This is a genomic window from Corynebacterium sp. HMSC11E11, assembly GCF_001807025.1.
Classification (GTDB): Bacteria; Actinomycetota; Actinomycetes; order Mycobacteriales; family Mycobacteriaceae; genus Corynebacterium; species Corynebacterium freneyi.
The window spans coordinates 31,343-56,129 of record NZ_KV787134.1 but is presented as its reverse complement, the minus strand read 5'-3'; the positions used below and the strand labels follow the sequence as shown (position 1 = coordinate 56,129).

Genomic DNA, 24,787 nt, shown 5'->3' with positions numbered 1-24,787 from the left:
AATTACGCACTCCAGATCCGGATGAGCCGGTTTGGGGTGGGGGTGGTGGTCCCCGTGTTTTGTCGGCCCCCTTTGGGCCGTTTCAGGCTTTGCGACGGCCGTCGTCAAGCATCTCTTTCTTGGATGGTCGGCGGCGACCCGGCGGATGGAGACCGCGTGAGAAACAGCCGGCAGGAGCGTGCCCGGATGGTTGGAGACCCGATGGGGGCGTCTGAAAGGGCCTGAATACGACAAATGCAGCCTCATGCCGAGTGAACGTCGATAAAAGCCCAGGACGAGAAAATCCGTGGCTGCATTTGTCGTCTAACTGTTGTGACCCCGGTAGGTCGCGAACGTTGCCTACCGGGCGAGGAGTGCCTGGCCCAACTCATCGTCGACGACGGATGGAACTGCGCCCGAGCCGCCGAACGATTCCACGTCTCGACCTCTACGGTCCACCCGGTACTGCGCCGCTGCCTGCTCGCGCTTGGCGTACACGGAAACCCCCGGCGTACCGGTCGCGGTTGTTCAACGACGTGCTTGCTGCCCAGCAGATCAAACACATCTTCACGCGTCCGCATCGGCCGCATCCCCGATGGCGGTGGCAGGCGCAAACGTGGCCGCAGACCAACGGCCAAGGTCGAGCGGTTCAACCGGACGGTGGCCGCTGAATGCGCCTACGCCGGTACCGACGGCGGCGAGGGCCGATACTTGCGACGGCGAAGCCGCCCGTGCGCGGCAGTATCCGGGGTGGCTGCATCACTGCAATCACCACCGCCCCCCATAGCGCACTGGGCGGCTCAACTCCCGCGGAAGTCGTTCACAACCTCGCGGGACACAACAACTAGAGCTTCTCCATCAGCACGACGGTCGAACGCGCCGGAACGCGCAGCTCACCCTCGGGGTGCACCAGGCGCTCGCGGGTCGGACGCCCGGTCAGCTCGGTGGTGTCGATGATCACTTCCCACTCGGAGGCGTACTCGGTGCCCGGGATCTGGAAGGTCAGATCCTCGTGGTGGGAGTTGAAGCACAGCATGAACGTATCGTCGACGATGCGGTGGCCGCGGGCGTCGGGTTCGTCGATGGCCTTGCCGTTGAGCCACACCATCAGCGACTTGCCGAAGTCGAAATCCCAGTCGTCCTGCGTCATGACGCGACCCTCGTGGGTCAGCCAGGCGATGTCGCGGTCGTCGGTTTCGGCGCCCAGCGGGCCGCCCTTGAGGAAGCGCCGGCGACGGAACACCGGGTGGTCGGCGCGCAGCTTCAGCAGGAAGCGGGTGAAGTCCACCAGCTCCGAGTTGGTGCGCACCTGGTTCCAGTCCATCCACGCCAGCTGGTTGTCCTGGCAGTAGACGTTGTTGTTGCCCTTCTGGCTGCGGCCCATTTCGTCGCCGTGGCTGATCATCGGGGTGCCCTGGGACAGCAGGAGGGTGGTCAGGAAGTTCCGGCGCTGCCGTCCGCGCAGCTGCAGGATGGTCTCGTCGTCGGTGGAGCCTTCGACGCCGCAGTTCCACGAGCGGTTGTGGGATTCGCCGTCGCGGTTGTCCTCGCCGTTGGCCATGTTGTGCTTGTGGTTGTAGCTGACCAGGTCGTTGAGGGTGAAGCCGTCGTGGGCGGTGACGAAGTTGATCGACGCGGTGGGGCGGCGGTCGTTGTTTGCGTACAGGTCGGACGAGCCGGTGATGCGGGAGGCGAATTCGCCCAGGGTCGACGGTTCGCCGCGCCAGTAGTCGCGGATTGTGTCGCGGTACTTTCCGTTCCACTCGGTCCACTGCGGGGGGAAGTTGCCCACCTGGTAGCCGCCTTCGCCGACGTCCCACGGTTCGGCGATGAGCTTGACCTGCGACACGATCGGGTCCTGCTGGACGAGGTCGAAGAACGCGGACAGGCGGTCGACGTCGTGGAACTCGCGGGCCAGGGTGGAGGCGAGGTCGAAGCGGAAGCCGTCGACGTGCATCTCCGAGACCCAGTAGCGCAGGGAGTCCATGATCAGCTGCAGCGAGTGCGGGTGGCGGACGTTGAGGCTGTTGCCGGTGCCCGTGTAGTCCATGTAGTGCTGCTTGTCGCCTTCGACGAGGCGGTAGTAGGCGGCGTTGTCGATGCCGCGGAAGCAGATGGTCGGGCCCATGTGGTTGCCCTCGGCGGTGTGGTTGTAGACCACGTCGAGGATGACCTCGATGTCGGCGTCGTGGAACGCGCGGACCATGCCCTTGAACTCGGACACCGCGCCGCCGGGCTTGGTCGACGCGGCGTAGTCCTGGTGGGGGGCGAGGAAGCCGAAGGTGTTGTATCCCCAGTAGTTGCGCAGGCCGAGGTCGCGGAGGCGGTCGTCCTGGAGGAACTGGTGGACGGGCATCAGTTCGATGGCGGTGACGCCGAGGTCCTTGAGGTAGTTGATGATCGCGGGGTGCGCGAGGCCGGCGTAGGTGCCGCGGAGGGATTCGGGCACGTCCGGGTGCGTCATGGTCATGCCCTTGACGTGGGCTTCGTAGATGACGGTTTCGGAGTAGGGGTGCTTGGGCTGGCGGTCGGTGGCCCAGTCGAAGAAGGGGTTGATGACGACGGAGGTCATGGTGTGGCCGAGGCTGTCGTCGGTGTTGCGTTTGCTGGGGTCGTCCAGGTCGTAGCTGAACAGGGACTTGTGGCCGTCGAAGTCGCCGTCGAAGGCTTTGGCGTAGGGGTCGACGAGCAGTTTGCTGGGGTCGCAGCGGTGGCCGTTGGCGGGGTCGTAGGGGCCGTGGACGCGGTAGGCGTAGCGCTGGCCGGGCATGATGCCGGGCAGGTAGCAGTGCCAGATGTGGGCGTCGACTTCTTCGAGGGGGATGCGCTTTTCTTCGCCTTCCTCGCTGATGAGGCACAGTTCGACCTTTTCCGCGATATCGGAGAACAGGGCGAAGTTGGTGCCGGCGCCGTCGTACGTGGAGCCCAGGGGGTAGGGGTCGCCGGGCCAGACCTGGTACTCGCCGTCGATGTTCGCGTTTGTCATGTCGATAACCATACCGGGAGGGGGCCGGGTTATACGCGCCGACGAAACCTTTGGTGCGTTACGGATTCATGGGATGTGCTTTACGACGGCCCGGCCTCGGGGTGAGCGGTGTGCGGGGCGGGTGAGGTGCTGGGAGCGTTCGGCGTGTCGGCGTCAGGAGTCCCCGGCGGCGATGCCGGCGATGATCAGGTCGACGCCGTGGCGGATGCGGCGGCCGTGTGCGGTGGGGTCGGTCGGGTTGTCCGCGACCCTGGCCAATTCTGCGGCGGTCTGTTCGTCGACGGTGGAGCCGAGGATGAAGTAGACGAGGGTGGCCGCGGCGTCGACGGCCAATTCCTCCCCGATCGGGGCGTCGGAAAGCAAGGGGACGAGAATCGAGGCCGGTCGTACGGAGACGGTGTCGGTGGCCAGGCCGGCGGAGACGACCTCGGCGCCGTCGCGGTGCGACGTCAGGCACTCGTGGAGTGCGGTGGCGAAGGCGGTGACGTCGGTGGGCCAGTTTCCGGTGGACTCCAGCTCGGACAGGGGTGCGAGCAGCTGGTCGGCGACCGCGCCGAGCAGCGCCTGCTTCGACGGGAAATGCCAGTACATGGCGCCGGCGGCCGCGTCGAGGTGGCGGGCCAGGCGGCGGATGGTCAGGTCCTGGAGTCCGTATTCGTCGAGGATCTCCATTGCCGCACCCATGATGATGTCCTTGGTGAGCTGCACGGAATCCACGTTATCGGAAAGGGAGGGGGCGGGTTCGGCCAATTTCTTGAACGACGTTCGTGAGCGGGGTACATTCGTCTCCAAACATCCTTCGATATAACGATCGCGCCCCGCGGAGCCTGCGGCGGCCACGTTTCCGGTCGGCGGTGCCGCACATCGCCGAATCACCCACCAGCCAGGAGAACCCATGACCGACAATTCCTCCGCCGACATTCTCGAGATCGCCCGCGAGAAGGTGCTCGGCCGAGGGGAAGGCCTCGACCATGCCGAAACCCTCGCAGTGCTCCAGCTCGACGACGACCGGGTCGACGAGTTGCTCGCCCTCGCCCACGAGGTCCGCCTGAAGTGGTGCGGCGAGGAAGTCGAGGTGGAGGGCATCATTTCGCTGAAGACCGGCGGCTGCCCCGAGGACTGCCACTTCTGCTCGCAGTCCGGCTTGTTCCAGTCGCCGGTGCGCAACGCCTGGCTGGACATCCCGGCCCTGGTCGAGGCCGCCAAGCAGACCCAGAAGACCGGCGCCACCGAGTTCTGCATCGTCGCCGCGGTCAAGGGTCCGGACGAGAACCTGCTGTCCCAGCTCGAGCAGGCCGTGCAGGCCATCCAGGAGGAGGTCGACATCAACGTCGCCGCCTCGGTGGGCATCCTCACCCAGGAGCAGGTCGACCGCCTGGCCAAGGCCGGCGTGCACCGCTACAACCACAACCTGGAGACCGCGCGCTCGCACTTCCCGAACGTCGTGACCACCCACTCCTGGGAGGACCGCGCCGAAACCCTGCGCATGGTCGCCGAAGCCGGCATGGAGGTCTGCTGCGGTGGCATCCTGGGCATGGGCGAGACGTTGGAGCAGCGCGCCGAGTTCGCGCAGGACCTGGCGGCGCTCAACCCGACCGAGGTGCCCATGAACTTCCTCGACCCGCGCCCGGGCACCCCGTTCGAGGGCCGCGAGCCGCTGCCGGCCAAGGATGCCCTGCGCGCCATCGGCGCGTTCCGCCTCGCGCTGCCGAAGACGATCCTGCGTTTCGCCGGTGGTCGTGAGCTCACCCTCGGCGACTTGGGCGCGGAGCAGGGGCTGCTCGGCGGCATCAACGCCGTCATCGTGGGCAACTACCTGACCACCCTGGGCCGCCCGGCAGAGCAGGACCTGGACATGCTGGGCAAGATCCGCCTGCCCATCAAGGCCCTCAACGCGACGGTCTAGTCATGGCGGCCACCACCGCGCGCACCACGGCGCGCCGGGGCTCGAACCCCGACTCGACGGAGTTGCTGAAGGCGACGTTGCTCGGCGACCCGCCGGAATACGACCCATTCACCGGCGCACACCTGGCGGCGGGGGAGGAGCGGCCGCTGAGCCACTCCGCCCGCGCCGGGCTGGAGGCGCCGCGTTACTGCCGTCTGTGCGGGCGCCGCATGGTCGTGCAGGTCCGGCCCGACGGCTGGTCCGCGCGCTGCTCGCGCCACGGCGAGCTCGACTCGGCGCTGCTCGAACGCCGCTGAGCGAATCTCGCCGGGTCTAGGCCGGCGGCACGTCGCCCGGGCGCGGGGCGGCGCGCCGAAGTTCTTCCGCCGTGAGGTTCGCCCGCGCCGTGATGCGCAACCGTGAGCCTCCCGGCGGCACGCTCGGCGGGCGGAACACCCCGACGAGCACGCCGCGCTCGCGCAGGTTGTCGCGCGCGGCGACCGCGCGGACCGGATCTTCCAGGATCACGGGCACCACCGCCGACGGGGGAGCGGGAACCCGCCACGCGTCCGCGATGGCCTCTGCATTGCGCAGGACGGATGCGGGCAGCGACGGATCGTCGGCAAGCATGCGCAACGCCGCCAGCGCGCCGGCGGCGGCCGGCGGGGCGAGGGCGGTGTCGAAGATGATGGGTCGCGCGACGTCGATGAGATGGTCGCGCAACTGCGGCAGGCCGAGGATCGCGCCGCCCTGGGCGCCGAGCGACTTCGACAACGTCACCGTGACCACCAGATCCGGCGCGCCGGACAGTCCGGCCGCCGCCACCGCCCCGCGCCCGCCGGGGCCGACGACCCCCAGCCCGTGTGCCTCGTCGACGAGCAGCGCCGCACCATGCGCGCGGGCGACGTCGTACAAGGCCCGGACGTCGGCGACGTCACCGGACGTGGAGTACACGGCGTCGGAGATCGCCAGGGCGCGGGCTTCCGTGCGCGAGGCCAACGCCTCCTCGATCGCCGCGACGTCGCCGAGAGGGGTAACCGCCACGCTGGCCCTGGACAGTCGGCAGGCGTCGATGAGCGAGGCATGCGAGCCGCCGTCGGAGACGATGAGATCGCCGCGCCCGGCCAGCGCCGTCACCGCCGCGAGGTTGGCCATGTACCCCGACGAGGCCGTCAGCGCCGAGCCGAACCCCATGAACGCGGCCAGCGCGCCCTCCAACTCGTCGTGGACGACCGTCGCGCCGGTGACCAGGCGCGATCCCGTCGACCCCAGCCCGTAGTCGTACAGGGCGGCCGTCGCCGCGTCGACGACGGCGGGGTGGGAGTGCATGCCCAGGTAGTCGTTCGACGCCAGGTCGAGCAGTTCGGCCGGCCCGGGCGGTCGCGGCGACAGGGTGCGGTGCAGGCCCGCGGCGATGCGCGAACGGGTCAGTTCCCCCAGTTCCGAAAGGTGGGAGCGGCCGGTGCGTTCATCGGTCATGTTCCCACGATAAACCATCTATTGAACAATGTTCGGGAGGGTGTCGTCGTCACGCTCCCGCACGCCGGAAGCGGGCCCGGCGCCGGGACGGGTACATTTTCCCCCATGGAACCGCAGACCCCCGCGCAGGCCGCCCGGCCCACCCGCCGCCCGCCCCGCTTCATCGGCGACGCGTCGGCCGTGCTGTTTTCGGCGCTGCTCGGCGGCGCGCTCGGCGGAGTCGTCTGGGCGCTGGTCCGCCCCATGCAGACCGTCACCTTCCTCGAAGGCGGCCGCCTGGCGGTGCGGCAGGACGGCCTCGACGCGGCGTTTTCGGCGCTGCTGTGGTTCACCGGCATCGCCCTGGTGCTGGGGCTGGTCCTGGGTTCGATGGCGCACAAGCGCTTTCCGACGGCCCGCGGCCTGGCCATGGAGGCCTGGGTCGGAGTGGCGGCGCTGGCCATGGCCGCGGTGCAATGGGCGTCGGGAAACCTGCTCGCCGGGATGCGCCAGCCCGACCTCGATGCCGTCGCGCCGGGTTCGTCGGTGGACGTGCTGCCCGCGTTCGACTCGCCGGTCGCGCTGCTCGTCGCGCCGTTCGCGGCGATGCTGGCCTACTGGTGCCTGTTCTTCCTGGCCCCGAGGCCGGGGGAGGATCCCCGCCCCGGGCCCGGCGGCGACGGTGATGCGGGAGGCGGCCGACCCACGAGCTAATATCGGCGGCAACAAGATCCTTTCCAGCCAAGGAGCCGATGTGACCACCCCCGCGTCCGCGCAGGACAGCGCGACCCTTCAGCCCCTCGAGTCCGCGTTGGCGGCATCCGTCGTCGACGCCGAGGGCGGCTACACCGGCGTCGAGGCCACGCAGGAATGGGCGGACGAGGTCCGCCGCCTGGCCCGCGAACGCAACGCCGTGATTCTGGCGCACAACTACCAGCTGCCGGAGATCCAGGACATCGCCGATTACGTCGGCGACTCCCTCGGCCTGTCCCGCGTGGCCGCCGAGACGGAGGCCGACGTCATCGTGTTCTGCGGCGTCCACTTCATGGCGGAGACCGCGAAGATCCTCAGCCCCGACAAGACGGTGCTCATCCCCGATGAGCGCGCCGGCTGCTCTCTCGCCGATTCCATCACCGCCGATGAGCTGCGCGAGTGGAAGGCCGAGCACCCGGGTGCCCTGGTGGTCAGCTACGTCAACACCACCGCCGACGTGAAGGCGGAGACCGACGTGTGCTGCACCTCCTCCAACGCCGTCGACGTCGTCCGGTCCCTGCCGGAGGACAAGGAGATCCTGTTCAACCCGGACCAGTTCCTCGGCGCCCACGTCAAGCGCGAGACCGGCCGCGACAACATTCGCATCTGGGCCGGCGAATGCCACGTCCACGCCAACATCAACGGCGACGAATTGGCGCGCCGGGCGGAGGAGAACCCGGACGCCGAGCTGTACATCCACCCGGAGTGCGGGTGCGCCAACTCGGCGATCTACCTGGCCGGCGAGGGCACCATCGAGCCCGAGCGCGTGCACATGCTGTCCACCGGCGAGATGTTGGCGTCGGCGCAGCGCGAGGGGCAGCGCGCGGAGAATCGCGCCGAGCGCAAGGTGCTCGTCGCCACGGAGGTCGGCATGCTGCATCAGCTGCGCAAGGCCGCCCCGGACGTGGAGTTCGAGGCCATCAACGACCGAGCCTCCTGCTCCTACATGAAGATGATCACCCCGGCGGCCCTGCTGCGCTGCCTGGCCGAGGGCGCCGACGAGGTCACCGTGCCCGCCGACGTCTCCGACAAGGCGCGTGCCTCCGTCGAGCGGATGATCGCCATCGGCAATCCGGGCGGCGGCGAGTAGGTCGTGGCCGCGGGCTCCGGTTCGGGACGTGACCCGGTGGCCGGTTTCGACTGGTCGGACCGGTGCGATCTGCTGGTGATCGGCGGCGGCGTCGCGGGATTGTCCGCGGTGCGCCGGGCCCGGGAACTGGGGTTGGACGTCCTGCTCGTGGACAAGGGCCACTGGTCCGCCGGTGCGCGTCGGCATCTGCGTTTTGCGGGGGCGGCGACGAATCTCGCTCAGGGCGGCCTGGCCGTCGTGGGGCTCGACGACGCCCCCGAGGGGCCGGAGGGCCCGGGCGGCGACGGCGGCCCGGAGGGACCCGATTCCGTCGAGGCCCACGTCGCCGACACGCTCGACGCCGGTGCGGGGCATTGCGGCGGCGACGCCGTGCGCGCCATCATCGGTGCGGGTGCCGACGCCGTCGAATGGCTCATTTCGTTGGGCGCACTGTTCGATCCGAAGACCAATCCGGGCGACGCCGGCCGGTATTCGCGCACCCGCGAGGGCGGTCACGGCCACCGCCGCATCATCCACGCCGGCGGCGATGCCACGGGCGCCGAGATCCAGCGGTGCCTGGAAGCGGCGGTGACGGGGGTGCGCGTTCTGCAGAATGCGGTAGCCGAGGAGATCATCGTCGACGACGACGGCGCCCACGGCGCGCTGATCCGCGACCCCCGCGGCCTCGGGGCGGTGCTGGCGTCGGCGACGCTCATCGCCACCGGCGGCGTCGGCCACCTCTACCGCGCCACGACCGCGCCCGACGGTGCGTTGGGCCAGGGCCAGTGCCTGGCGCTCGATGCGGGGGCGGAGCTGGCGGACATGGAGTTCATCCAATTCCACCCGACCGTGCTGTTCGATCGGGAGCGCCGCGGCCGCCGCCCCCTCATTTCGGAGGCGGTGCGCGGCGAGGGCGCCCGCCTGGTCGACTCCCGCGGCCGCTCCGTCACCGAGGGCGTGGACCCGCGCGGTGACCTGGCGCCGCGCGACATCGTCTCCCGGGCCATCGCCACGCGCCTGCGGGAGCTCGACGAGGACTGCGTCTACCTCGACGCCCGGCACATTCCCGGCGTCCGCGAGCGCTTTCCGACGGTCACCGCGGGCGTGGCCACCGCGGGATTGGATCCGGCGAAGGACCTGCTGCCCGTCGCACCTGCCGTGCACTATTCCTGCGGCGGCATCGCCACCGACGTCAACGGACGCACCCGGGTGCCGGGGCTCTACGCTGCGGGAGAGTGCGCCCGCACCGGCCTGCATGGCGCGAACCGGCTGGCGTCGAATTCGCTGTTGGAGGGTCTCGTCGTGGGCCGCGCCGTCGCCGAGGACGCCGCCGCGGCGATCGGGGCCGGGACGCTGGGGGAGCAGCACCCCGCCGACATCCGCCGCCGTCGCATCCGCCCGCGCCCGTGGCCCCGGGATCTCGACCGCCTGCAACGGGCCATGACCGACGGCGCGGGAGTCACCCGCACCGCCGAATCCCTGGCGCGGGCCGCACACGCCCTGTCGGCCCTGCCCGACTCGGCGGAAGTCGCCGTGGCGCGCACCATCGTCGCCGCGGCGGCCGCACGACCGACCACCCTGGGCTGCCACACGCGGCTCGACGAGTAACCGGGGCGGCGTCGCAAAGCAACGGAACCGACCGCGAACCGACCCGACCCGATCCGAACCGCTCGACCCCGCCACCGACCGAAACCGACGACCACACCAGACCCGACGAAAGCCAAGGAGCGCGAATTCCCATGCTGGACGAAAGAATCACCCGCGGCCTCATCCGCACGGCACTGCAGGAGGACCTGGCCTACGGCCCCGACGTGACGTCGCTGGCCACCGTCGGGCCGACTCAGCGGTCGCGGGCGAAGGTCGTCTCGCGCGTCGACGGCATCATCGCGGCGGGCGCCGCCATCCGCTGGACGCTCGAGGAGGTCATCGCCGACGACTTCGAGGTGGACATCCTCGTCGACGACGGCAGCCGCGTCGCCCCGGGCACCGTCGTCGCAGAGATCGAGGCCCCCACCCGCGGGCTGCTCACCGCCGAACGGACGCTGCTCAACATCGTCACCCACGCCTCCGGCATCGCCACGGCCACCCGCCGCTGGGTCGACGCCGTCTATGGAACCGGCGCCCGCATCCGGGACTCCCGCAAAACCATCCCCGGCCTGCGCAACCTGCAGAAGTACGCCGTGACCTGCGGCGGCGGCGTCAACCACCGCAACGGCCTGGGCGACGAGGCCCTGATCAAGGACAACCACGTCGCCGCCGCCGGGGGAGTCGTGCCCGCCCTGGAACGCGTGCGCCGCGCCTACCCGGAGCTCAAGTGCGAAATCGAGGTCGACGACCTCACCCAGCTCGACCAGGTGCTGGAAATGAAGCCCGAACTGGTCATGCTGGACAACTTCGAGGTGTGGCAGACCCAGATCGCCGTCCAGCGTCGCGCCCAGGTCTCGCCGGCCACGCAGCTGGAGTCCTCCGGCGGGCTCACGCTCGAGGTCGCCCGCGAGTACGCCTCCTGCGGAGTCGACTTCCTCGCCGTCGGCGCGCTGACCCACTCGTCCGGCGTGCTGGACCTGGGCCTGGACTTCTAGGCCCCGTAGTTCCCGCCGCCGGGTGCGATCACGGCCGCAGCTCGGCGGTGATCCGCGCCGCGACGTCGTCGAGCAGGTCCGCGAACTTCGCCGCCGCAGCCGGGTCCGAGGCGCCCAACGCCGCCTTGGCGGTCAGGGCGCGGTTGAGCGCATTCTCCGCCCGGGGCACGTCGCCGCTTTCGAGTTGGCACAGGGCGATCTGCGCCAGCAGCGGAATCTCCTGGGCGCGCATGCCGTCGGAGCCGAACAAGCCGGCCGACAGCTCCAGGTGATCGACGGCGCGGCCGGGGTGGCCGCGGCGGACCTCCGCCTGACCGTTGAGCGCGTGCCACTGGGCCCAGCGCATGTGGCGCGGCGGGGTGGCGGCGGCGACCTCGGCGTCGATGGCGTCCGGATCGTCGGCCTCGAGGGTATCGAGCAAGTCCAGGTAATCGGCGGCGCGGTCCATGAGTTTCGGCGCCGAACCCCGGATCGGGCGGCCCAGCGAATCGGCGTTGGGCGCGTCGGCGGCGTCGCCGAGATCGGCGAAACCGGCCATCAGCGTGTCGGCTGCGGACCAGAGCTTGCCGTCGACGGCCAGGGCCGACGCGGCCTCGAAGATGTCGGTGGGGGTGCGCATGGCCGTTGATCCTACCGGCCCCGGTCCACCGACGGATCACTCCATCAGGACGGCCAGCGCCTCGCGCACCGGGTGACCCGCCCAGGCGTCGCCGGGCAACAATTCGGCGATGCGCCCGGCGTAACGGCGGGCCCCGGAGGCGTCGTCGCGGTCGAGGCAGCAGCGCACGCCGGTGAGCAACGCCCGGGCGGCCTCCTCGCCGTCGCCGGCTTCGAGGTACCCGGCCGCGGCGGTGTCCACGTGGCCCAGCGCCAGGTCCTCGCGCGACGACGCCCAGTAGACGTAGGCGAGGTCGTCGTGCCAATCGGCGATGGCCCAACCGTCGGTGATGAGGTCCCGGGCGGCGACCATGAGGTCCTCCGCGCGGTCGGGGTCGGCGTGGACCGCGCTGCGGGCGGCCTGCCGCAACGCCCGCGACGCCCCTTCGCCGTCGCCGAGGCGCCCCAGGTGTTCGGCGTGCTCGACGAGCAGATCCGCCGCCCGCCCCGCGTCACCGGACCTGCCCGCGGCGGTGGCGGCGATGGTGAATGCCGCGTCGGTGCGTTCCTCGTCGCTGGTCAACGACGACCACTGGGCCACCGGCACCGCGTGCGACAGGGCGGCGTCGTCGTCGCCGGAGTCGAGCAGCGACCGGGCCAGGATCAGCCGCAGGTCCATCACCAGACCGTTGACTGGCATGCCCGACGCCGCGTCGAGCGCCGCCGCGGCCAGTTCGGCGGCCCGGGCGTAGTCGCCGTCGGAGTTGAGCAGCGCCGACAGCAGCCGCACCGACCGCAGCGTGCCCACCACGAGGTCGTACTCGAGGCCGACCTCGACGACGGGCGTCAGCTGGCGCACCGCCTCGGCCGGCTCCTCGGCCTCCAGCGACAGGTGCGACAGCATCTGCCGGGCCTCGATGGTGCTGGTCACCGGTTCGGACGCGGGGGAGTCGGCCACCGCGGCGCACATCTTGGCCGATGCCACGAGGTCACCGCGGCCATGGGCGACCTGCGCCTCCAACAGCCGCCGGTCGTCGTCGCCGGTGCGCGGCGGGGCGTACTCGGCCGACCACCGGGACAGCGCCTGCGCCAGATCCGGGCGCCGCGCCAGCGACGCCGAAGCCCCGGCCACCGCGGCCGACAACGCGAATTGGTACGCCTCGGGCCCGCTGGGCCGCAGGTCCAGGATGTCGCGGGTCAACGAGGTCAGCTGCGGCACGTCGGCGTCGGCGGGCCGACCGCCGGCCGGGTGGGCGTCGATGTACTTCTCCGCCTCGGCGAAGGCGCCGAAGGATCGGGCATGAAACGCCGCGGCCGGCTGGTTGGTGCGGATCGCCCAATCGAGCCATTCGCGGCGCGCCTCCTCGGCTTCGTCGGCCAGCTCGAGCTGATCCGCCGTGGCGTGGCGCAGGGCGTAAAACTCGCCGAGGAGCTCCTCGGACACCCCGTCGGCGTCGTCAAGCCAATGATCCCGGGCGAACGCGGTCACCGCCCGCCAACTGGACACGTGGTCCAGCGTGTGGGCCGCGGTGCGCGAAAACTCCAGCAGATCCGGCAATTCGGACGGAACGGCGGGCGGATCGGAAACGGGGCGCCGGGCCGGAATCGGGGCCGACGCGTCAAGAGATTCATCCCACCAGGTCATTCGGCCATTGTGGGGCCGGGGCGACCGGGAAAGCAAAGCGGCTATCGCGCCGCCGCGGAAACCTCCGCCAGCGCCGGCGACTCGGGGAAGCCCTCGGCGGCGGCCAACGCGGCCTTGGCCAGGGCCCGACGCTCGCGCGTGCGGTCCAGACGATCGAGCACCGGCGCGGCCAGACGGGCGGCGGCGACGAAATCGAGGGTCAGGCCCGCCGCCTGCGCCGCATCGGCGACCATGCCCAACATGCGGGCGGCCGTTTCGTCCTGGCGCGCATCGATGGAGTACAGCGCCAACTCGCGGCGAAAATCGATGACCGCGGTGACCGGCTCGCCCACCGGATCTGCCGCAGCCGCCGCGCACAGGCGGGCCGCGGCGGGCAAATCCCCGATGGCGTGGAGACGACGGGCGTCGATGAGCGTCACCGCGTCGGACAGGTTCTCCGCACCCGCAGCCTCCGACTGATCGCGCAACCAATTGGCCAGCGGCTCGGCGATGTCGGGGCGGCGCACCATCGTCGCCGCGGCCTCCGTCTGCAGCATCGCGTCGACGAGGAACGGGTCGGCCGGTTCCGTCGCCGGGCGCGGCTCGCCCTCGCGGCCGGGTAGACCCCGCACGATCCGGGCCAGCAGGGGAATGTCGGACACGTCGGCGCCGGCGGAACCGTCGTCGACGAAACGCAACCACCGGTTCGCCTCGTCGACGGCCAAGCGGGAGCGGGCGCGCAGCTCCTGGGCGTTGTTCTGCTTCGTCATCGCCCATCCGGTCCACGCCATCGCCGCCGAATGCGCGGCTTCCTCCATGCCGAGCGCCTCGGCCACCGATCGCCGAAGCCCGTGGTAGGCGCCGTGCAAGTCCTCGTCGAGATCCTCCGGGGGCGTCGCGACGGCCGCATGACCCGAGGCGGCGAACTCCGCCGCGGCCAGACGGGCGGCACGCGGATCGCCGTCCCATGCGGCGGATAGCGCGCGGCGCGCCAACTCTGCGAGGTCTCTGCCATCGGTCCTGGACATGCGGATGATTGTGGCGGATCGTCCGGCCCGAGCGCAACGGAAAACGGAAGATCCGGAAAAGATCGGGCGAGACGGCCGGCCCCCGGGGAGTGCGGGCGCGGCCCGCTCCCGGGGCGCCCGCGACCGGCAACTATGATGAATGCCGTCCCAGACCAAGCACATGAGCACTTCCCGAAAGGTGGCGTCTGCCCCGATGCTGTCCACCATTGACCTGCGCGGTCGCGTCCCCTCCACCGCCGAACTGCGCCGGGCGCTGCCCCGCGGTTCCGCCGACGTCGATTCGATGCTGCCGACCGTCCGCCCCGTCGTGGAGGACGTCGCGGCCAACGGCGCGGAAGCGGCGATGCGGTACTCGGAGAAGTTCGACGGCATCCGGCCGGAGTCCCTCGTCGTCCCCGCCGAGGTCATCGCCGACGCCCTCGCGGGACTGGACGCCGACGTCCGCGCCGCCCTGGAGGAATCCATCGCGCGCATCCGCACGTTCCACGAGGCCCAGAAGCCGTCCGACGTCTCCGTCGACGTCGTGCCCGGCGGCGTGGTCAAGGAGAAGTGGATCCCCGTCCGCCGCGTCGGCCTGTACGTGCCCGGCGGCAACGCCGTCTACCCGTCGAGCGTGCTCATGAACGTCATCCCGGCGCTGGCCGCCGGCGTCGAGTCGCTGGTGGTCGCCTCGCCGCCGCAGGCCGACTTCGGCGGATGGCCGCACCCGACCATCCTCGCCGCCTGCGCCCTGCTCGGCGTCACCGAGGTGTGGGCCGTCGGCGGCGGCCAGGCCGTGGCGCTGCTGTCCTACGGCGACGAGTCCGCCGGCCTCGAGCCCGTCGACATGGTCACCGGCCCCGGCAACATCTTCGTCACCGCCGCCAAGCGCCTGTGCCGCTCCGTCGTGGGCATCGACTCCGAGGCCGGCCCGACGGAGATCGCGATCCTGGCCGACTCCACCGCCGACCCCGTGGCCGTGGCCTACGACCTCATCTCCCAGGCCGAACACGACGTCATGGCGGCGTCGGTGCTCATCACCGACTCCGTCGAACTCGCCGAGGCCGTCGACCGCGAGGTGGAGGCCCGCTACGGAATCACCCTCAACGCAGACCGCGTCAAGGAGGCGCTGGAGGGCCCGCAGTCCGGCATCGTCCTCGTCGACGACATGGAGGTCGGCCTCAAGGTCGCCGACGCCTACGCCGCCGAACACCTGGAAATCCACACCGTCGACGCCGCCGCGATGGCCGATCGCGTCACCAACGCCGGCGCGGTCTTCGTGGGCAACTTCTCCCCGGTGCCGCTGGGCGACTACTCCGCCGGCTCCAACCACGTGCTGCCGACGTCGGGCACCGCCCGCCATTCCTCGGGCCTGTCCACCCACACGTTCCTCAAGGCCGTCCACGTCGTCGAGTACGACGAGGCCGCGCTCAAGGGCGTCGCCGATACGGTGGTGGCGCTGGCCGACGCCGAACGCTTGCCCGCCCACGGCGAGGCGATCCGCGCCCGCTTCGAAGACCCGGCGGCCGCCGCGGAGAACCGATGAGCGTCGCAAAGCACGACGAAGACGAAACGACCACCGGAGGAGAATCGTTGAAGGACACCGGAATCACCCTGGCCGACCTGCCGCTTCGCGACGAACTGCGCGGCGAAGAGGCCTACGGGGCGCCGCAACTCGACGTCGACGTCCGGCTCAACACCAACGAAAACCCCTACCCGCCGTCGGATGCGCTGATCGACGAACTCGTCGGGGAGATCGGCAAGGTCGCCTCAGACCTCAACCGCTACCCGGAACGCGACGCCGTCGTCCTGCGTCGGGCCCTGGCCGACTACGTCACCGCCCGCACCGGCGTCGACGTCGGCGAAGCCAACCTGTGGGCCGCCAACGGTTCCAACGAGATCCTGCAGCAGCTGCTCCAGGCGTTCGGCGGACCCGGCCGCACGGCGATGGGCTTCACTCCTAGCTACTCCATGCACCCCATCCTGGCGGCGGGCACCCAGACGGAGTTCCTCGCCGTCCCGCGCGACCCCGCGACGTTCGACATCGACATGGAGCAGTCGCTGGCCGCGATCCGAACGCACCGGCCCGACGTCATCTTCGTCACCTCGCCGAACAACCCCACCGGCAACCTCACGCCGATGGCGGACCTGCGGGCTATCCTCGACGCCGCGCCGGGCATCGTCATCGTCGACGAGGCGTACGCCGAGTTCACCGACGAGCCCTCGGCCGTCGGCCTCATCGCCGAGTACCCGGCCAAGCTGGTGGTCAGCCGCACCATGAGCAAGGCTTTCGATTTCGCCGGCGGCCGCCTCGGCTACTTCGTCGCCGACCCCGCCTTCGTCGACGCGGTTCTGCTGGTGCGCCTGCCGTACCACCTGTCCACGCTGACGCAGGCCGCGGCGACCGTCGCCCTGCGCCACGCCACCGAGACCCTCGGCACCGTCGACAAGCTCGCCGCGGAACGCGACCGGGTCGTCGACCGGCTGGAGGAGCTGGGCTACGACGTCATCGAATCACACGCAAACTTCGTGTTTTTCGGGCTTTTCGACGACGCGGCCACCGCATGGAACGACTTCCTCGAGCGTGGCGTGCTCATCCGCGACGTCGGGGTGCCCGGTCGTCTGCGCGCCACCATCGGCCTGCCGCCGGAAAACGACGCGTTGCTCGATGCCGCCGAAGCCGTCATCGCCGCAGGCGCCGTCCGTGGCACGGGCGACGGCACCACCGCGGCCACCGACTCGAACGCAGCCACCGCCGCCACCGACAACCAGGAGAAGTGACGTAGAACAATGACCGATCCCACCCACCGCGACAAGCCCCGCATCGGCACCGTCGAGCGCGCGACCCGCGAGTCCTCCATCGTGTGCACCGTCGACCTCGACGGCACCGGCCAGGCCGACATCGACACCGGCCTGCCGTTTTTCGACCACATGCTCACCGCGCTGACGACGCACGGCAGCTTCGACATCAAGCTCCACGCCAACGGCGACACCGACGTCGACGCCCACCACACCGTCGAGGACACCGGCATCGTCCTGGGGCAGGCGTTCGCGCAGGCCCTCGGCGACAAGTCCGGCATCCGCCGCTTCGCCGACGCCTACATCCCCATGGATGAAACGCTGGCCCACGCCGTCGTCGACGTGTCGGGCCGCCCGTACTTCGTCATCACCGGCGAGCCGGACCAGATGCTCACCGCCGTCATCGGCGGCCACTACGCCACGGTGATCAACGAGCACTTCTTCGAGTCCTTCGCCCTCAACGCGCGGATTGCCCTTCACGTCCGCTGCCTGTACGGTCGCGATCCTCACCACATCACCGAAGCCGAGTACAAGGCGGTGGCCCGCGCCCTGCGCGCGGCGTGCGAGCCCGATCCCCGAGTCAAGGGCATCCCGTCGACGAAGGGAACGCTGTGAGCGCGGCGGACCTGTCCACCATTTTCCTGTTCATCCTCGCCGGTCTGCTGGTCGGCGGCGCCTGGTCCGCCTACCAGGCCGGATCGAGGGTGGGCACGATCGTGCTCGGCTTCCTCGCCGTGCTGGCGCTGGCCGGCGCGATCCTGTGGCTGATCGGCGAGATGGGCTGACGGCGCCGACGTCGCCGACGATTTCGATGACCATGACCATGACGTGAGGCACCGGCCTGCGCCGGTGGCCGATGCCGGCGCAACACCGGAGGAAGGGGAGATGAGCTGACATGACGCAACGGGCGCAGGCCGCCGGGGGCTCCGCGGAAATCGACTCGATGTGGAAGGCGCCCGGGCTCGTCCCCACTCTGGTGGCGGTGCTGGCGGCGTTCGGCGGTTGGTCGCTGCTGCTGCCGGTGATCCCGCAGGCGATCCTCGACGACGGTCGCGGCACGGGCCTGGCCGGCGCGTACACGGGCGTGTTCATGGCTGCGACGGTGCTCACGCAGACGCAGACGCCGAGGATGCTGCGCAAGTACGGCTATCAGGCGACGATGTTCGTCTCCGGCCTGCTGCTGGGCCTGCCGACGTTCTTCCACTTGTTCGGCACCGACGCCGCCCTGGTCCTGGCCATCGCGGTGGTGCGGGGGATGGGCTTCGGGGCACTGACGGTCGCGGAGTCGGCGTTGATCGCCGAGCTGGTGCCCCTGAAGTTCCTGGGCAAGGCGTCGGGCACCCTCGGCGTGGCCGTGGGCGTCGCCGAGTTGACGTGCCTGCCGCTGGGTCTGGCCATCGCGCATTGGACGGGCAGCTACCAGTGGGTGTACGTCCTGGGCGGCATCATTTCGCTGGTGGGTTCGGCGATGGCGCTGTTGATCCCCAAGATCAAGGCCGCCGCCAAGCCGGGTCGCCGCGGGAAGAAGTCGTGGGGAGGCGCCGAGCTGCCCGCCCGCGATCCGGGTCCGGCGGCGCCGGTGCCCACGTGGAAGCTCGTGGCGGTGCCGGCGTTGGCGATGGCCACCACGGCGATGGGCTTCGGCGGCATTTCGGCGTTCCTGGCCCCGGCCGCGCAGGAGATCGACCTCGTCGCCGGCGCGTTCGTCGCCGGCGGGGCGTTGTCGGTGATGGGCGGCTCCCAGATGGTCTTCCGGTACATCGCGGGCGTGTGGGCGGACCGCAAGGGCCGGGCGGGCACGCTGCTCATCGGGGCACTGACCGCCGGTGTGCTGGGTCTGGCGTTCATCGCGCTGGTGGTGTCCGCCGGCTGGTCCGCGTGGTGGCTGCTGGGTGCGGCCGCGTTCTACGGCGCCGGGTTCGGCATCGTGCAGAACGAGGCACTGCTGCTCATGTTCGCCCGTCTGCCGCGCGAGCGCACCGCCGAGGCCAGCGCCTACTGGAACATGGCGTTCGACTCGGGCACGGGTTTGGGGTCGTTCATCCTGGGCCTCGTCGCGGGCGTGGCGCTGCAGCCGTATCCGGCGGTGTTCGCCGCCGCCGCGGGGCTGATGGCGCTGGGTCTCATCGCGGCGATCCTCGACCAGGTCATCGGGGCGCATCGCGTGGCCGAGATCCACAACACCCGTGCGACGCTGCGCAAGTTGGGCGGTGCCGTCGTCAAGCCGCGCCGCAGGGGCTGACCCGTGGCCGGGATGAGCCGGGGCTTCGCCGGCACGTCGCTGATGTTCGCGTCGAATGGCGCGATCTTCGCCTCGCTGCTTCCGTGGTACCCGGCGCTGGTCAAGGAATGGGGCCTGACGGACCTGCAATTCGGGTTCATCGTCGCCGCCATGCCGGTGGGCTCGCTGGTGTCGTCGGCGTTGCCCGCGCGGGTCGTGTCGTGGCGCGGTCCGCTGTTCGCTTCGGTCGGCGGCACGCTGATCATGGCGGTGCTGATGACCCTGATCGGGCAGATCTCCGGTGGCCTCGCCCTGGCGGTGCTGCTGTTCGGGTGCGGCATCGTCGACGCCACCGCCGACGTGGGCCAGAACGTCGCCGGCACGCGCGTCCAGGATCGGGCGGGCAAATCGCTGATTTCCCGGCTCCACGCGTTCTGGAGTCTCGGCGCCGCGTCGGGCGGCGCCATCGCCACCTGGTCGGCGCTGGCCGGCAACGACGTCGGGGTGCATCTGGCGGCGTCGTCGGCGGTGTGCCTGGCCATGGCGTCCCTCGGCGCGTCGCTGGTGGGGGACCGCGCCGCGCCGCTGCCGCGGGAGTTGCTTGACGACGCCCGCCCGGATGCCGACGCCGCCGCATCCGACTCGGCTCCGAAGCCGTCGGCGCTGCGATCGGCGTTGCTGGCGGTGCTGCCGTTGGCCGCGGTGGCGACGGCGGGTACGGCGGTGGAGGACCTCGGCCAGAACTGGGGAGGCCTGGCGGCCCACGAGCTGACCGGACTCGCCGCCGCATCGGCCGGCATCGCCTACGCGGTGTTCCTGTCGTCGCAGACGCTGGGCCGGTTCCTCGGCGACGCGTTCATCGATCGTTTCGATCGGGCGCGGGTCGCCGGTGCCGGTGGCATTCTCATCGCGGTCGGCGGCGTGCTCGTCCTCGTCGGCGGTGCGGCGTCGTCCCCGGTGGTTCTCCTCGGCGGGTTCGCGTTGGCCGGATTCGGCTGCGCCACGCTGGTGCCCTCCGCGTTCGCGGCGGCGGCCGCGCTGCCCGGGGTGGCCGACGGTGCCGGCGTCACCCTCGTCGGATGGATGATGCGCATGGGATTCCTGGTCACCAGCCCCGCCATCGGCGTCGCCGCCACCGGCATCGGGCTGCAGTGGGCGTTGGGCCTGCTGCTGGTGCTCGGCGTCGTGGCGGCCGCATGTTCGCCGGCGCTGAAGGTGCGGGCCAGGGCGTGAGCCCGTCGGGCCGCCGTCGTAAAGCGGTGCGCCCGCAGGAATGTTTTACGCGGACAGGGCCTCGTCGAAGCCCATGTCGGCGAGCAGCGCGCGCACATGGCGCTCGACGTCGTCGGCGATGGCGCGGACCTCCTCGATGGAGGCGTTCTCCGGGTCGGCGATGTCCCACTCGACGTAACGGTCGCCCGGAATGTCGGGGCGTTCGTCGACGCCCAGGAGCACGACCACGTCGGCGCGGTGGACGGTGCGGGCGACGATTTCCGTCTGGTGCAGGTGATCGGCCGGGATGCCGCGCTCGGCGAGGACCTTCAAAACGGTCTCGTTGATGCCGCCGACCGGTTCCAGGCCCACGGTGCGGACGAAGACCCGGTCGCCGACGAGCCACGAGGTGATGGCCGTGGCGAGCTGGGAACGGCCGGAGTTGCGCTGGCAGACGAAGAGGATTTCCTCGCGGGGCTTCGGGTCGGCGACGCCGGCGTCGGCCGCCTGCTGTTCCAGCTTCTCGGACACGATGCGCTCCACGATGACGGGGAGGAAGGTGTCGACCGTGGCTCCGGCGGTGCGCTCGGCGATGGTGGCGTCCATGAGCGCGTCAATGTGGTCGGCGGTGTGGAGCGATCCGTAGAGGCGGTGCATGTCCTCGCGGACGATCTCGAACTGGCGGTTGAGCAGCGGGTTGGTCATCGGGGCCCCTTTCCCGGGAGGTCGTGTGCTTCTCCGTGTGCCCGGTGTCCGTCGGAGGGTGATTCAAGCGGTGCCGAGCTGCACAGATTGGCATGAAGTTAAATGAAAGTTAACCTGCCGTTAACCTTAACATCTCTCAGGCGCCGTGCCTCCCGGTGGGGCGGCAGCGCGTCGGGGCGGTGCGGGGGAGCGGCGAAACGACCATTTATGATTCCCCCATGACCACCGTCGCAATCCTCGACTACGGCTCCGGCAATCTGCGCTCCGCCGAGCGCGCCGTGGCCTCCACCGGCGTCGACGTCGTCGTCACCGCCGAACCGGACATCGTCATGAACGCCGACGGGCTGCTCGTCCCCGGCGTCGGCGCCTACGCCGCCTGCATGGAAGGCCTTCATCGCGTGCAGGGGCCGCGCCTCATCGGTTCCCGGCTGGCCGGGGGGCGGCCCGTGTTCGGCATCTGCGTGGGCATGCAGGTGCTCTTCGACCGCGGCGTCGAGTACGCCGAGGGAATCCATGCCGATGAGGTCGACTCGTCGGCGCGCGCCGTCGGAACGCCCGGCTGCGGCGAATGGCCCGGCACCGTCGAACGTCTCGACGCCGCGATCCTGCCGCACATGGGCTGGAACACCGTCGACGTCCCCGAGGGCGGCGAGATGTTCCGCGGCATCGACGACGAGCGCTTCTACTTCGTGCACTCCTACGCCGCCCGCCGCTGGGAGCTCGACGCCGACTCCCGCATCGCCGCTCCGCTGGTGACCTGGACCACCCACGAAAACGACCGTTTCGTCTCCGCAGTGGAAAACGGCCCGCTGTGGGCCACCCAGTTCCACCCCGAAAAGTCCGGCGACGCGGGTCTGGCCCTGCTGCGCAACTGGGTCGACACTCTGCGCTGACCCGGCGCCGCGCCGCCCGGCCCCGGTCACCGTGCCGGGGCGCTCGCCTATACTTCACAACGGAACTTCGGGCGGACGTCGCCGATCATCGACGACGCCCGCCGAGTTGCACGCCGACATGACCACCGACTCCCGGGGAGCGATACACCGCCATGACCTTGACCCTCCTGCCCGCCGTTGACGTCGCCGATGGACAGGCCGTCCGCCTGGTCCAGGGTGCCGCGGGTTCCGAGACGCACTACGGTGCGCCGCTCGACGCCGCCATGAACTGGCAGAACGCCGGTGCGGAGTGGATTCACCTCGTCGACCTCGACGCCGCCTTCGGGCGTGGCTCGAACTACGAGCTGCTCAAGGACGTCGTCGGCAAGCTCGACATCGACGTCGAGCTGTCCGGCGGCATCCGCGACACCGAGTCACTCGAGGCGGCGCTGGCCACCGGCTGCCGTCGCGTCAACATCGGCACCGCCGCCCTGGAGAATCCGGAGTGGTGCAAGGAGATCATCGGCAGCTACGGCGATCGCGTCGCCATCGGCCTGGACGTCCGCCAGATCGAGGGCGAGTGGCGCCTGCGCGGCCGCGGTTGGGTTTCCGACGGCGGCGACCTGTGGGAGGTGCTCGAGCGTCTCGACTCCGAGGGTTGCAGCCGTTTCGTGGTCACCGACGTGTCCAAGGACGGCACCCTGGCCGGACCGAACCTGGATCTGCTTCGCGACGTCGCCGCGGCGACCGACGCCCCGATCGTCGCGTCCGGCGGAGTGAGCTCCCTGGCCGACGTCGAGGCCATCAAGACCCTCGTGTCCGAGGGCGTCGACTCCGCGATCATCGGCAAGGCGCTCTACGCCGGCCGGTTCACGCTGGAGGAGGCCCTGGCGGTGGCGCGCTCCTAGCGTCGGCCCACGCACATCGGCGCGACCAGCGCCAACCAACGACCAGCGCTCACCAACGCGGAAAGGTCACTCGACCATGGCGGATCTGGAACCCCGGGCCCTGCTGGCGATGGCGGAGGCGGCGGTCGACGAGGTCGAGGACCTCTTCACCGTCAACCTCGGCGCCGACCCTCTGGTGACCAAGGCCCGCGGCGACTTCGCCACGGAAATCGACTTGGCCATCGAGCGTCGTCTTCGCGAGCTGCTCCTGCACTTCACCGGGTTCCCCGTGCACGGCGAGGAGTACGGCGTGGGCGACGACGAGCCGACCCCCGACACCGTGTGGGTCGTCGATCCCATCGACGGCACCACCAACTATGCGGCGGGTTTCCCCATGTGCGCGATTCTCGTGGCGCTGGTGCACAAGGGCGAACCCATCGTGGCGCTGGCGTCGATGCCGCTGCTGGGCCGCCGTGTCACCGCGACACTGGGCGGCGGCACCCGCGTCAACGGCCGCGAGGTCCACATGGACCCCAAGTCCGGCCGTCCCGTGTCCATCGCCTTCGGTTCCGTCATCGCCCGCCACGACGGCACCTTCCCCCGCGACTGGCGGCAGCTGCTGCTGTCGGCGGTGGGGGACCGCTATCCGACGATCCGCATCTCCGGATCCGTCGGCGTCGATCTGGCCGCCACCGCCGCCGGGTCCTTCGGCGGAACGGTGACCTTTTCCCCGCACGTGTGGGACAACGCCGCGGGTGTGCTGCTCATCCGCGAAGCCGGCGGCGTGGTCACCGACCTGACCGGCGAGCCGTGGCGCGTCGGCTCCGTCGGCGTTCTCGCCGGCACGGAGGAGGTCCATGCGGGCCTGCTCCACATCATCCGCGGCCTGCTGCCGCCCACCGACTTCCGGGCCTGAGCCAAGCTCACGTCCGCACCAGCAGAATCACCACTACCAAGAGGAGAACCCCATGTCCGTCGCGATCCGCGTCATCCCCTGCCTGGACGTCAACGACGGCCGCGTGGTCAAGGGCGTCAACTTCGAAAACCTCCGTGACGCCGGCGACCCGGTCGAACTGGCGCGCCGCTACAACGAGGAGGGCGCCGACGAGCTGACCTTCCTCGACGTCACCGCCTCGAAGGACGGTCGCGGCACCATGCTCGACGTCGTGCGCCGCACCGCCGAGCAGGTTTTCATTCCGCTGACCGTCGGCGGCGGCGTCCGCAGCGTCGAGGACGTCGACCAGCTGCTGCGGGCGGGGGCGGACAAGGTCAGCGTCAACACCTCCGCCATCGCCCGTCCGGAGCTGCTTCGCGAGCTGTCGCAGCGTTTCGGCGCCCAGTGCATCGTCCTGTCCGTCGACGCCCGCCGCGTGCCCGAGGGAGGACAGCCCCAGCCCTCCGGTTTCGAGGTGACCACTCACGGCGGCTCGAAGTCCGCGGGCATCGACGCCGTCGAGTGGGCCCGTCGCGGCGAGGAGCTCGGCGTGGGCGAGATCCTGCTCAACTCCATGGACGGCGACGGCACGAAGGACGGCTTCGATCTGGAGCTGCTGCGCAAGGTTCGCGCCGCCGTCGACGTGCCGATCATCGCCTCCGGTGGCGCGGGCGCGGCCGAGCACTTCCCTCCGGCCGTCGACGCCGGCGCCGACGCGGTGCTGGCCGCGTCGATCTTCCACTTCGGCGAGGTTTCGATCCGCGAGGTCAAGGACGCCATGGCCGACGCCGGCATCGAGGTCCGTCGATGAGCGCGGATGCGGTGAACGGGCCGACGTTGACCGTCGGCACGCGAAACCCCGACGACCCGTCCACGTGGGATCTGGCCCCCGACCTGGCCGCCCGCCTCAAGCGCAACGACGTCGGCCTGGTGCCCGCGATCGTGCAGGAGGCCGGCACCGGCGAGGTGCTCATGCTGGCCTGGATGGACGACCATGCGCTGGCGTACACGCTGGGCACCCGCCGCGGCACGTACTGGTCGCGGTCGCGCGGCGAGTACTGGATCAAGGGCATGACGTCGGGGCATTTCCAGAAGGTCCTCCACGTCGCCCTGGACTGTGACCACGACACGGTCCTGGTCACCGTCGAGCAGACCGGCGCGGCCTGCCACACGGGCGCGCATTCCTGCTTCGACGTCGATCCGCTGATCTAGTCGGG

23 protein-coding genes and 2 pseudogenes are annotated in these 24,787 nt (G+C 70.5%); 18 read left to right on the top strand and 7 right to left on the bottom strand.

What is annotated here, in order from left to right; translation table 11 throughout:
- Window positions 1-491: 491 nt before the first annotated feature.
- Window positions 492-827 (top strand): annotated as a pseudogene (locus HMPREF3121_RS12380) (integrase core domain-containing protein); the annotation flags it as partial.
- Here HMPREF3121_RS12380 and glgX read toward each other — a convergent pair.
- Both glgX and HMPREF3121_RS05095 read right to left on the bottom strand, forming a co-directional pair.
- Complete coding sequence (gene glgX / locus HMPREF3121_RS05100; RefSeq protein ID WP_070520558.1) at window positions 824-2,965, bottom strand: glycogen debranching protein GlgX; 2,142 nt, start codon at window positions 2,963-2,965, stop codon at window positions 824-826. The pseudogene HMPREF3121_RS12380 and the gene glgX sit on opposite strands and share 4 nt — an antisense overlap.
- Before the next feature lie 153 nt (window positions 2,966-3,118).
- Window positions 3,119-3,673, bottom strand: coding sequence for a TetR family transcriptional regulator (locus tag HMPREF3121_RS05095; protein WP_070520555.1), 555 nt, complete (start codon window positions 3,671-3,673; stop codon window positions 3,119-3,121).
- A 187-nt stretch (window positions 3,674-3,860) separates the two neighbouring features.
- Between HMPREF3121_RS05095 and bioB the strand changes: the two genes are divergently transcribed.
- Complete coding sequence (gene bioB / locus HMPREF3121_RS05090) at window positions 3,861-4,871, top strand: biotin synthase BioB (RefSeq protein WP_070520530.1); 1,011 nt, start codon at window positions 3,861-3,863, stop codon at window positions 4,869-4,871.
- Between the two features lie 2 nt (window positions 4,872-4,873).
- On the top strand, window positions 4,874-5,167 hold the full coding sequence (locus HMPREF3121_RS05085) for a biotin synthase auxiliary protein BsaP (protein ID WP_070520527.1): 294 nt from the start codon (window positions 4,874-4,876) through the stop codon (window positions 5,165-5,167).
- Between the two features lie 16 nt (window positions 5,168-5,183).
- Here HMPREF3121_RS05085 and HMPREF3121_RS05080 read toward each other — a convergent pair whose 3' ends face one another.
- Window positions 5,184-6,329 (bottom strand): 8-amino-7-oxononanoate synthase, encoded by a 1,146-nt coding sequence (locus HMPREF3121_RS05080; RefSeq protein WP_070520524.1) that lies wholly within the window; start codon window positions 6,327-6,329, stop codon window positions 5,184-5,186.
- Window positions 6,330-6,434: 105 nt separating this feature from the next.
- Here HMPREF3121_RS05080 and HMPREF3121_RS05075 point away from each other — a divergent pair, with 105 nt between their 5' ends.
- The 4 genes from HMPREF3121_RS05075 to nadC all read left to right on the top strand — a co-directional run bounded on the left by HMPREF3121_RS05075 (window position 6,435) and on the right by nadC (window position 10,712).
- Complete coding sequence (locus tag HMPREF3121_RS05075; RefSeq protein ID WP_070520521.1) at window positions 6,435-7,022, top strand: hypothetical protein; 588 nt, start codon at window positions 6,435-6,437, stop codon at window positions 7,020-7,022.
- 40 nt (window positions 7,023-7,062) lie between these two features.
- Window positions 7,063-8,151 (top strand): quinolinate synthase NadA, encoded by a 1,089-nt coding sequence (nadA, locus tag HMPREF3121_RS05070; protein ID WP_070520518.1) that lies wholly within the window; start codon window positions 7,063-7,065, stop codon window positions 8,149-8,151.
- A 3-nt stretch (window positions 8,152-8,154) separates the two neighbouring features.
- The gene (gene nadB / locus HMPREF3121_RS05065) at window positions 8,155-9,738 is read left to right on the top strand and encodes an L-aspartate oxidase (protein WP_070520516.1); all 1,584 of its coding nucleotides are present in this window, start codon (window positions 8,155-8,157) and stop codon (window positions 9,736-9,738) included.
- A gap of 131 nt (window positions 9,739-9,869) precedes the next feature.
- The gene (nadC, locus tag HMPREF3121_RS05060) at window positions 9,870-10,712 is read left to right on the top strand and encodes a carboxylating nicotinate-nucleotide diphosphorylase (protein WP_070520513.1); all 843 of its coding nucleotides are present in this window, start codon (window positions 9,870-9,872) and stop codon (window positions 10,710-10,712) included.
- Between the two features lie 28 nt (window positions 10,713-10,740).
- Here nadC and HMPREF3121_RS05055 read toward each other — a convergent pair whose 3' ends face one another.
- From HMPREF3121_RS05055 to HMPREF3121_RS05045, 3 genes are read right to left on the bottom strand one after another with little or no spacing between them, the layout of a single operon-like run.
- Window positions 10,741-11,331 carry a hypothetical protein gene (locus HMPREF3121_RS05055; RefSeq protein WP_070520510.1) on the bottom strand — a complete coding sequence of 197 codons (591 nt, stop codon included), beginning with the start codon at window positions 11,329-11,331 and terminating at the stop codon, window positions 10,741-10,743.
- A 36-nt stretch (window positions 11,332-11,367) separates the two neighbouring features.
- Window positions 11,368-12,954 (bottom strand): hypothetical protein, encoded by a 1,587-nt coding sequence (locus HMPREF3121_RS05050; protein ID WP_070520507.1) that lies wholly within the window; start codon window positions 12,952-12,954, stop codon window positions 11,368-11,370.
- Window positions 12,955-12,995: 41 nt separating this feature from the next.
- Complete coding sequence (locus HMPREF3121_RS05045; protein ID WP_141742976.1) at window positions 12,996-13,961, bottom strand: hypothetical protein; 966 nt, start codon at window positions 13,959-13,961, stop codon at window positions 12,996-12,998.
- Between the two features lie 193 nt (window positions 13,962-14,154).
- On the opposite strand from HMPREF3121_RS05045, the gene hisD reads away from it, so the two are divergent.
- The 6 genes and pseudogenes from hisD to HMPREF3121_RS05020 all read left to right on the top strand — a co-directional run bounded on the left by hisD (window position 14,155) and on the right by HMPREF3121_RS05020 (window position 20,193).
- The gene (gene hisD, locus HMPREF3121_RS05040; protein ID WP_070520501.1) at window positions 14,155-15,486 is read left to right on the top strand and encodes a histidinol dehydrogenase; all 1,332 of its coding nucleotides are present in this window, start codon (window positions 14,155-14,157) and stop codon (window positions 15,484-15,486) included.
- Window positions 15,483-16,625: pseudogene (locus tag HMPREF3121_RS05035) on the top strand (histidinol-phosphate transaminase); the annotation flags it as partial. The gene hisD and the pseudogene HMPREF3121_RS05035, both read left to right, overlap by 4 nt.
- Before the next feature lie 105 nt (window positions 16,626-16,730).
- Entirely contained in the window at window positions 16,731-17,354 is a 624-nt protein-coding gene (hisB, locus tag HMPREF3121_RS05030) for an imidazoleglycerol-phosphate dehydratase HisB (RefSeq protein ID WP_070520499.1), read from the top strand.
- Window positions 17,351-17,524: a hypothetical protein gene (locus HMPREF3121_RS12590; RefSeq protein ID WP_168161368.1), complete on the top strand. Its 174-nt coding sequence runs from the start codon at window positions 17,351-17,353 to the stop codon at window positions 17,522-17,524. The genes hisB and HMPREF3121_RS12590 overlap by 4 nt, the downstream gene beginning before the upstream one ends.
- Before the next feature lie 110 nt (window positions 17,525-17,634).
- On the top strand, window positions 17,635-18,981 hold the full coding sequence (locus tag HMPREF3121_RS05025; protein ID WP_070520496.1) for an MFS transporter: 1,347 nt from the start codon (window positions 17,635-17,637) through the stop codon (window positions 18,979-18,981).
- Between the two features lie 12 nt (window positions 18,982-18,993).
- A complete protein-coding gene (locus HMPREF3121_RS05020) occupies window positions 18,994-20,193 on the top strand; it encodes an MFS transporter (protein ID WP_246816074.1) in 1,200 nt (399 codons plus the stop codon).
- Window positions 20,194-20,238: 45 nt separating this feature from the next.
- On the opposite strand, the gene HMPREF3121_RS05015 is transcribed toward HMPREF3121_RS05020, so the two are convergent.
- A complete protein-coding gene (locus HMPREF3121_RS05015) occupies window positions 20,239-20,877 on the bottom strand; it encodes an arsenate-mycothiol transferase ArsC (protein WP_070520493.1) in 639 nt (212 codons plus the stop codon).
- A 218-nt stretch (window positions 20,878-21,095) separates the two neighbouring features.
- Between HMPREF3121_RS05015 and hisH the strand changes: the two genes are divergently transcribed.
- The 5 genes from hisH to hisI all read left to right on the top strand — a co-directional run bounded on the left by hisH (window position 21,096) and on the right by hisI (window position 24,782).
- Window positions 21,096-21,770: an imidazole glycerol phosphate synthase subunit HisH gene (gene hisH, locus HMPREF3121_RS05010; RefSeq protein ID WP_070520489.1), complete on the top strand. Its 675-nt coding sequence runs from the start codon at window positions 21,096-21,098 to the stop codon at window positions 21,768-21,770.
- 152 nt (window positions 21,771-21,922) lie between these two features.
- The gene (gene priA, locus HMPREF3121_RS05005; protein ID WP_070520486.1) at window positions 21,923-22,657 is read left to right on the top strand and encodes a bifunctional 1-(5-phosphoribosyl)-5-((5-phosphoribosylamino)methylideneamino)imidazole-4-carboxamide isomerase/phosphoribosylanthranilate isomerase PriA; all 735 of its coding nucleotides are present in this window, start codon (window positions 21,923-21,925) and stop codon (window positions 22,655-22,657) included.
- Window positions 22,658-22,733: 76 nt separating this feature from the next.
- Entirely contained in the window at window positions 22,734-23,552 is an 819-nt protein-coding gene (locus tag HMPREF3121_RS05000; RefSeq protein WP_070520483.1) for an inositol monophosphatase family protein, read from the top strand.
- A gap of 52 nt (window positions 23,553-23,604) precedes the next feature.
- The gene (hisF, locus tag HMPREF3121_RS04995) at window positions 23,605-24,381 is read left to right on the top strand and encodes an imidazole glycerol phosphate synthase subunit HisF (protein ID WP_035122541.1); all 777 of its coding nucleotides are present in this window, start codon (window positions 23,605-23,607) and stop codon (window positions 24,379-24,381) included.
- On the top strand, window positions 24,378-24,782 hold the full coding sequence (gene hisI / locus HMPREF3121_RS04990) for a phosphoribosyl-AMP cyclohydrolase (protein WP_070520480.1): 405 nt from the start codon (window positions 24,378-24,380) through the stop codon (window positions 24,780-24,782). The genes hisF and hisI overlap by 4 nt, the downstream gene beginning before the upstream one ends.
- Window positions 24,783-24,787 lie beyond the last annotated feature (5 nt).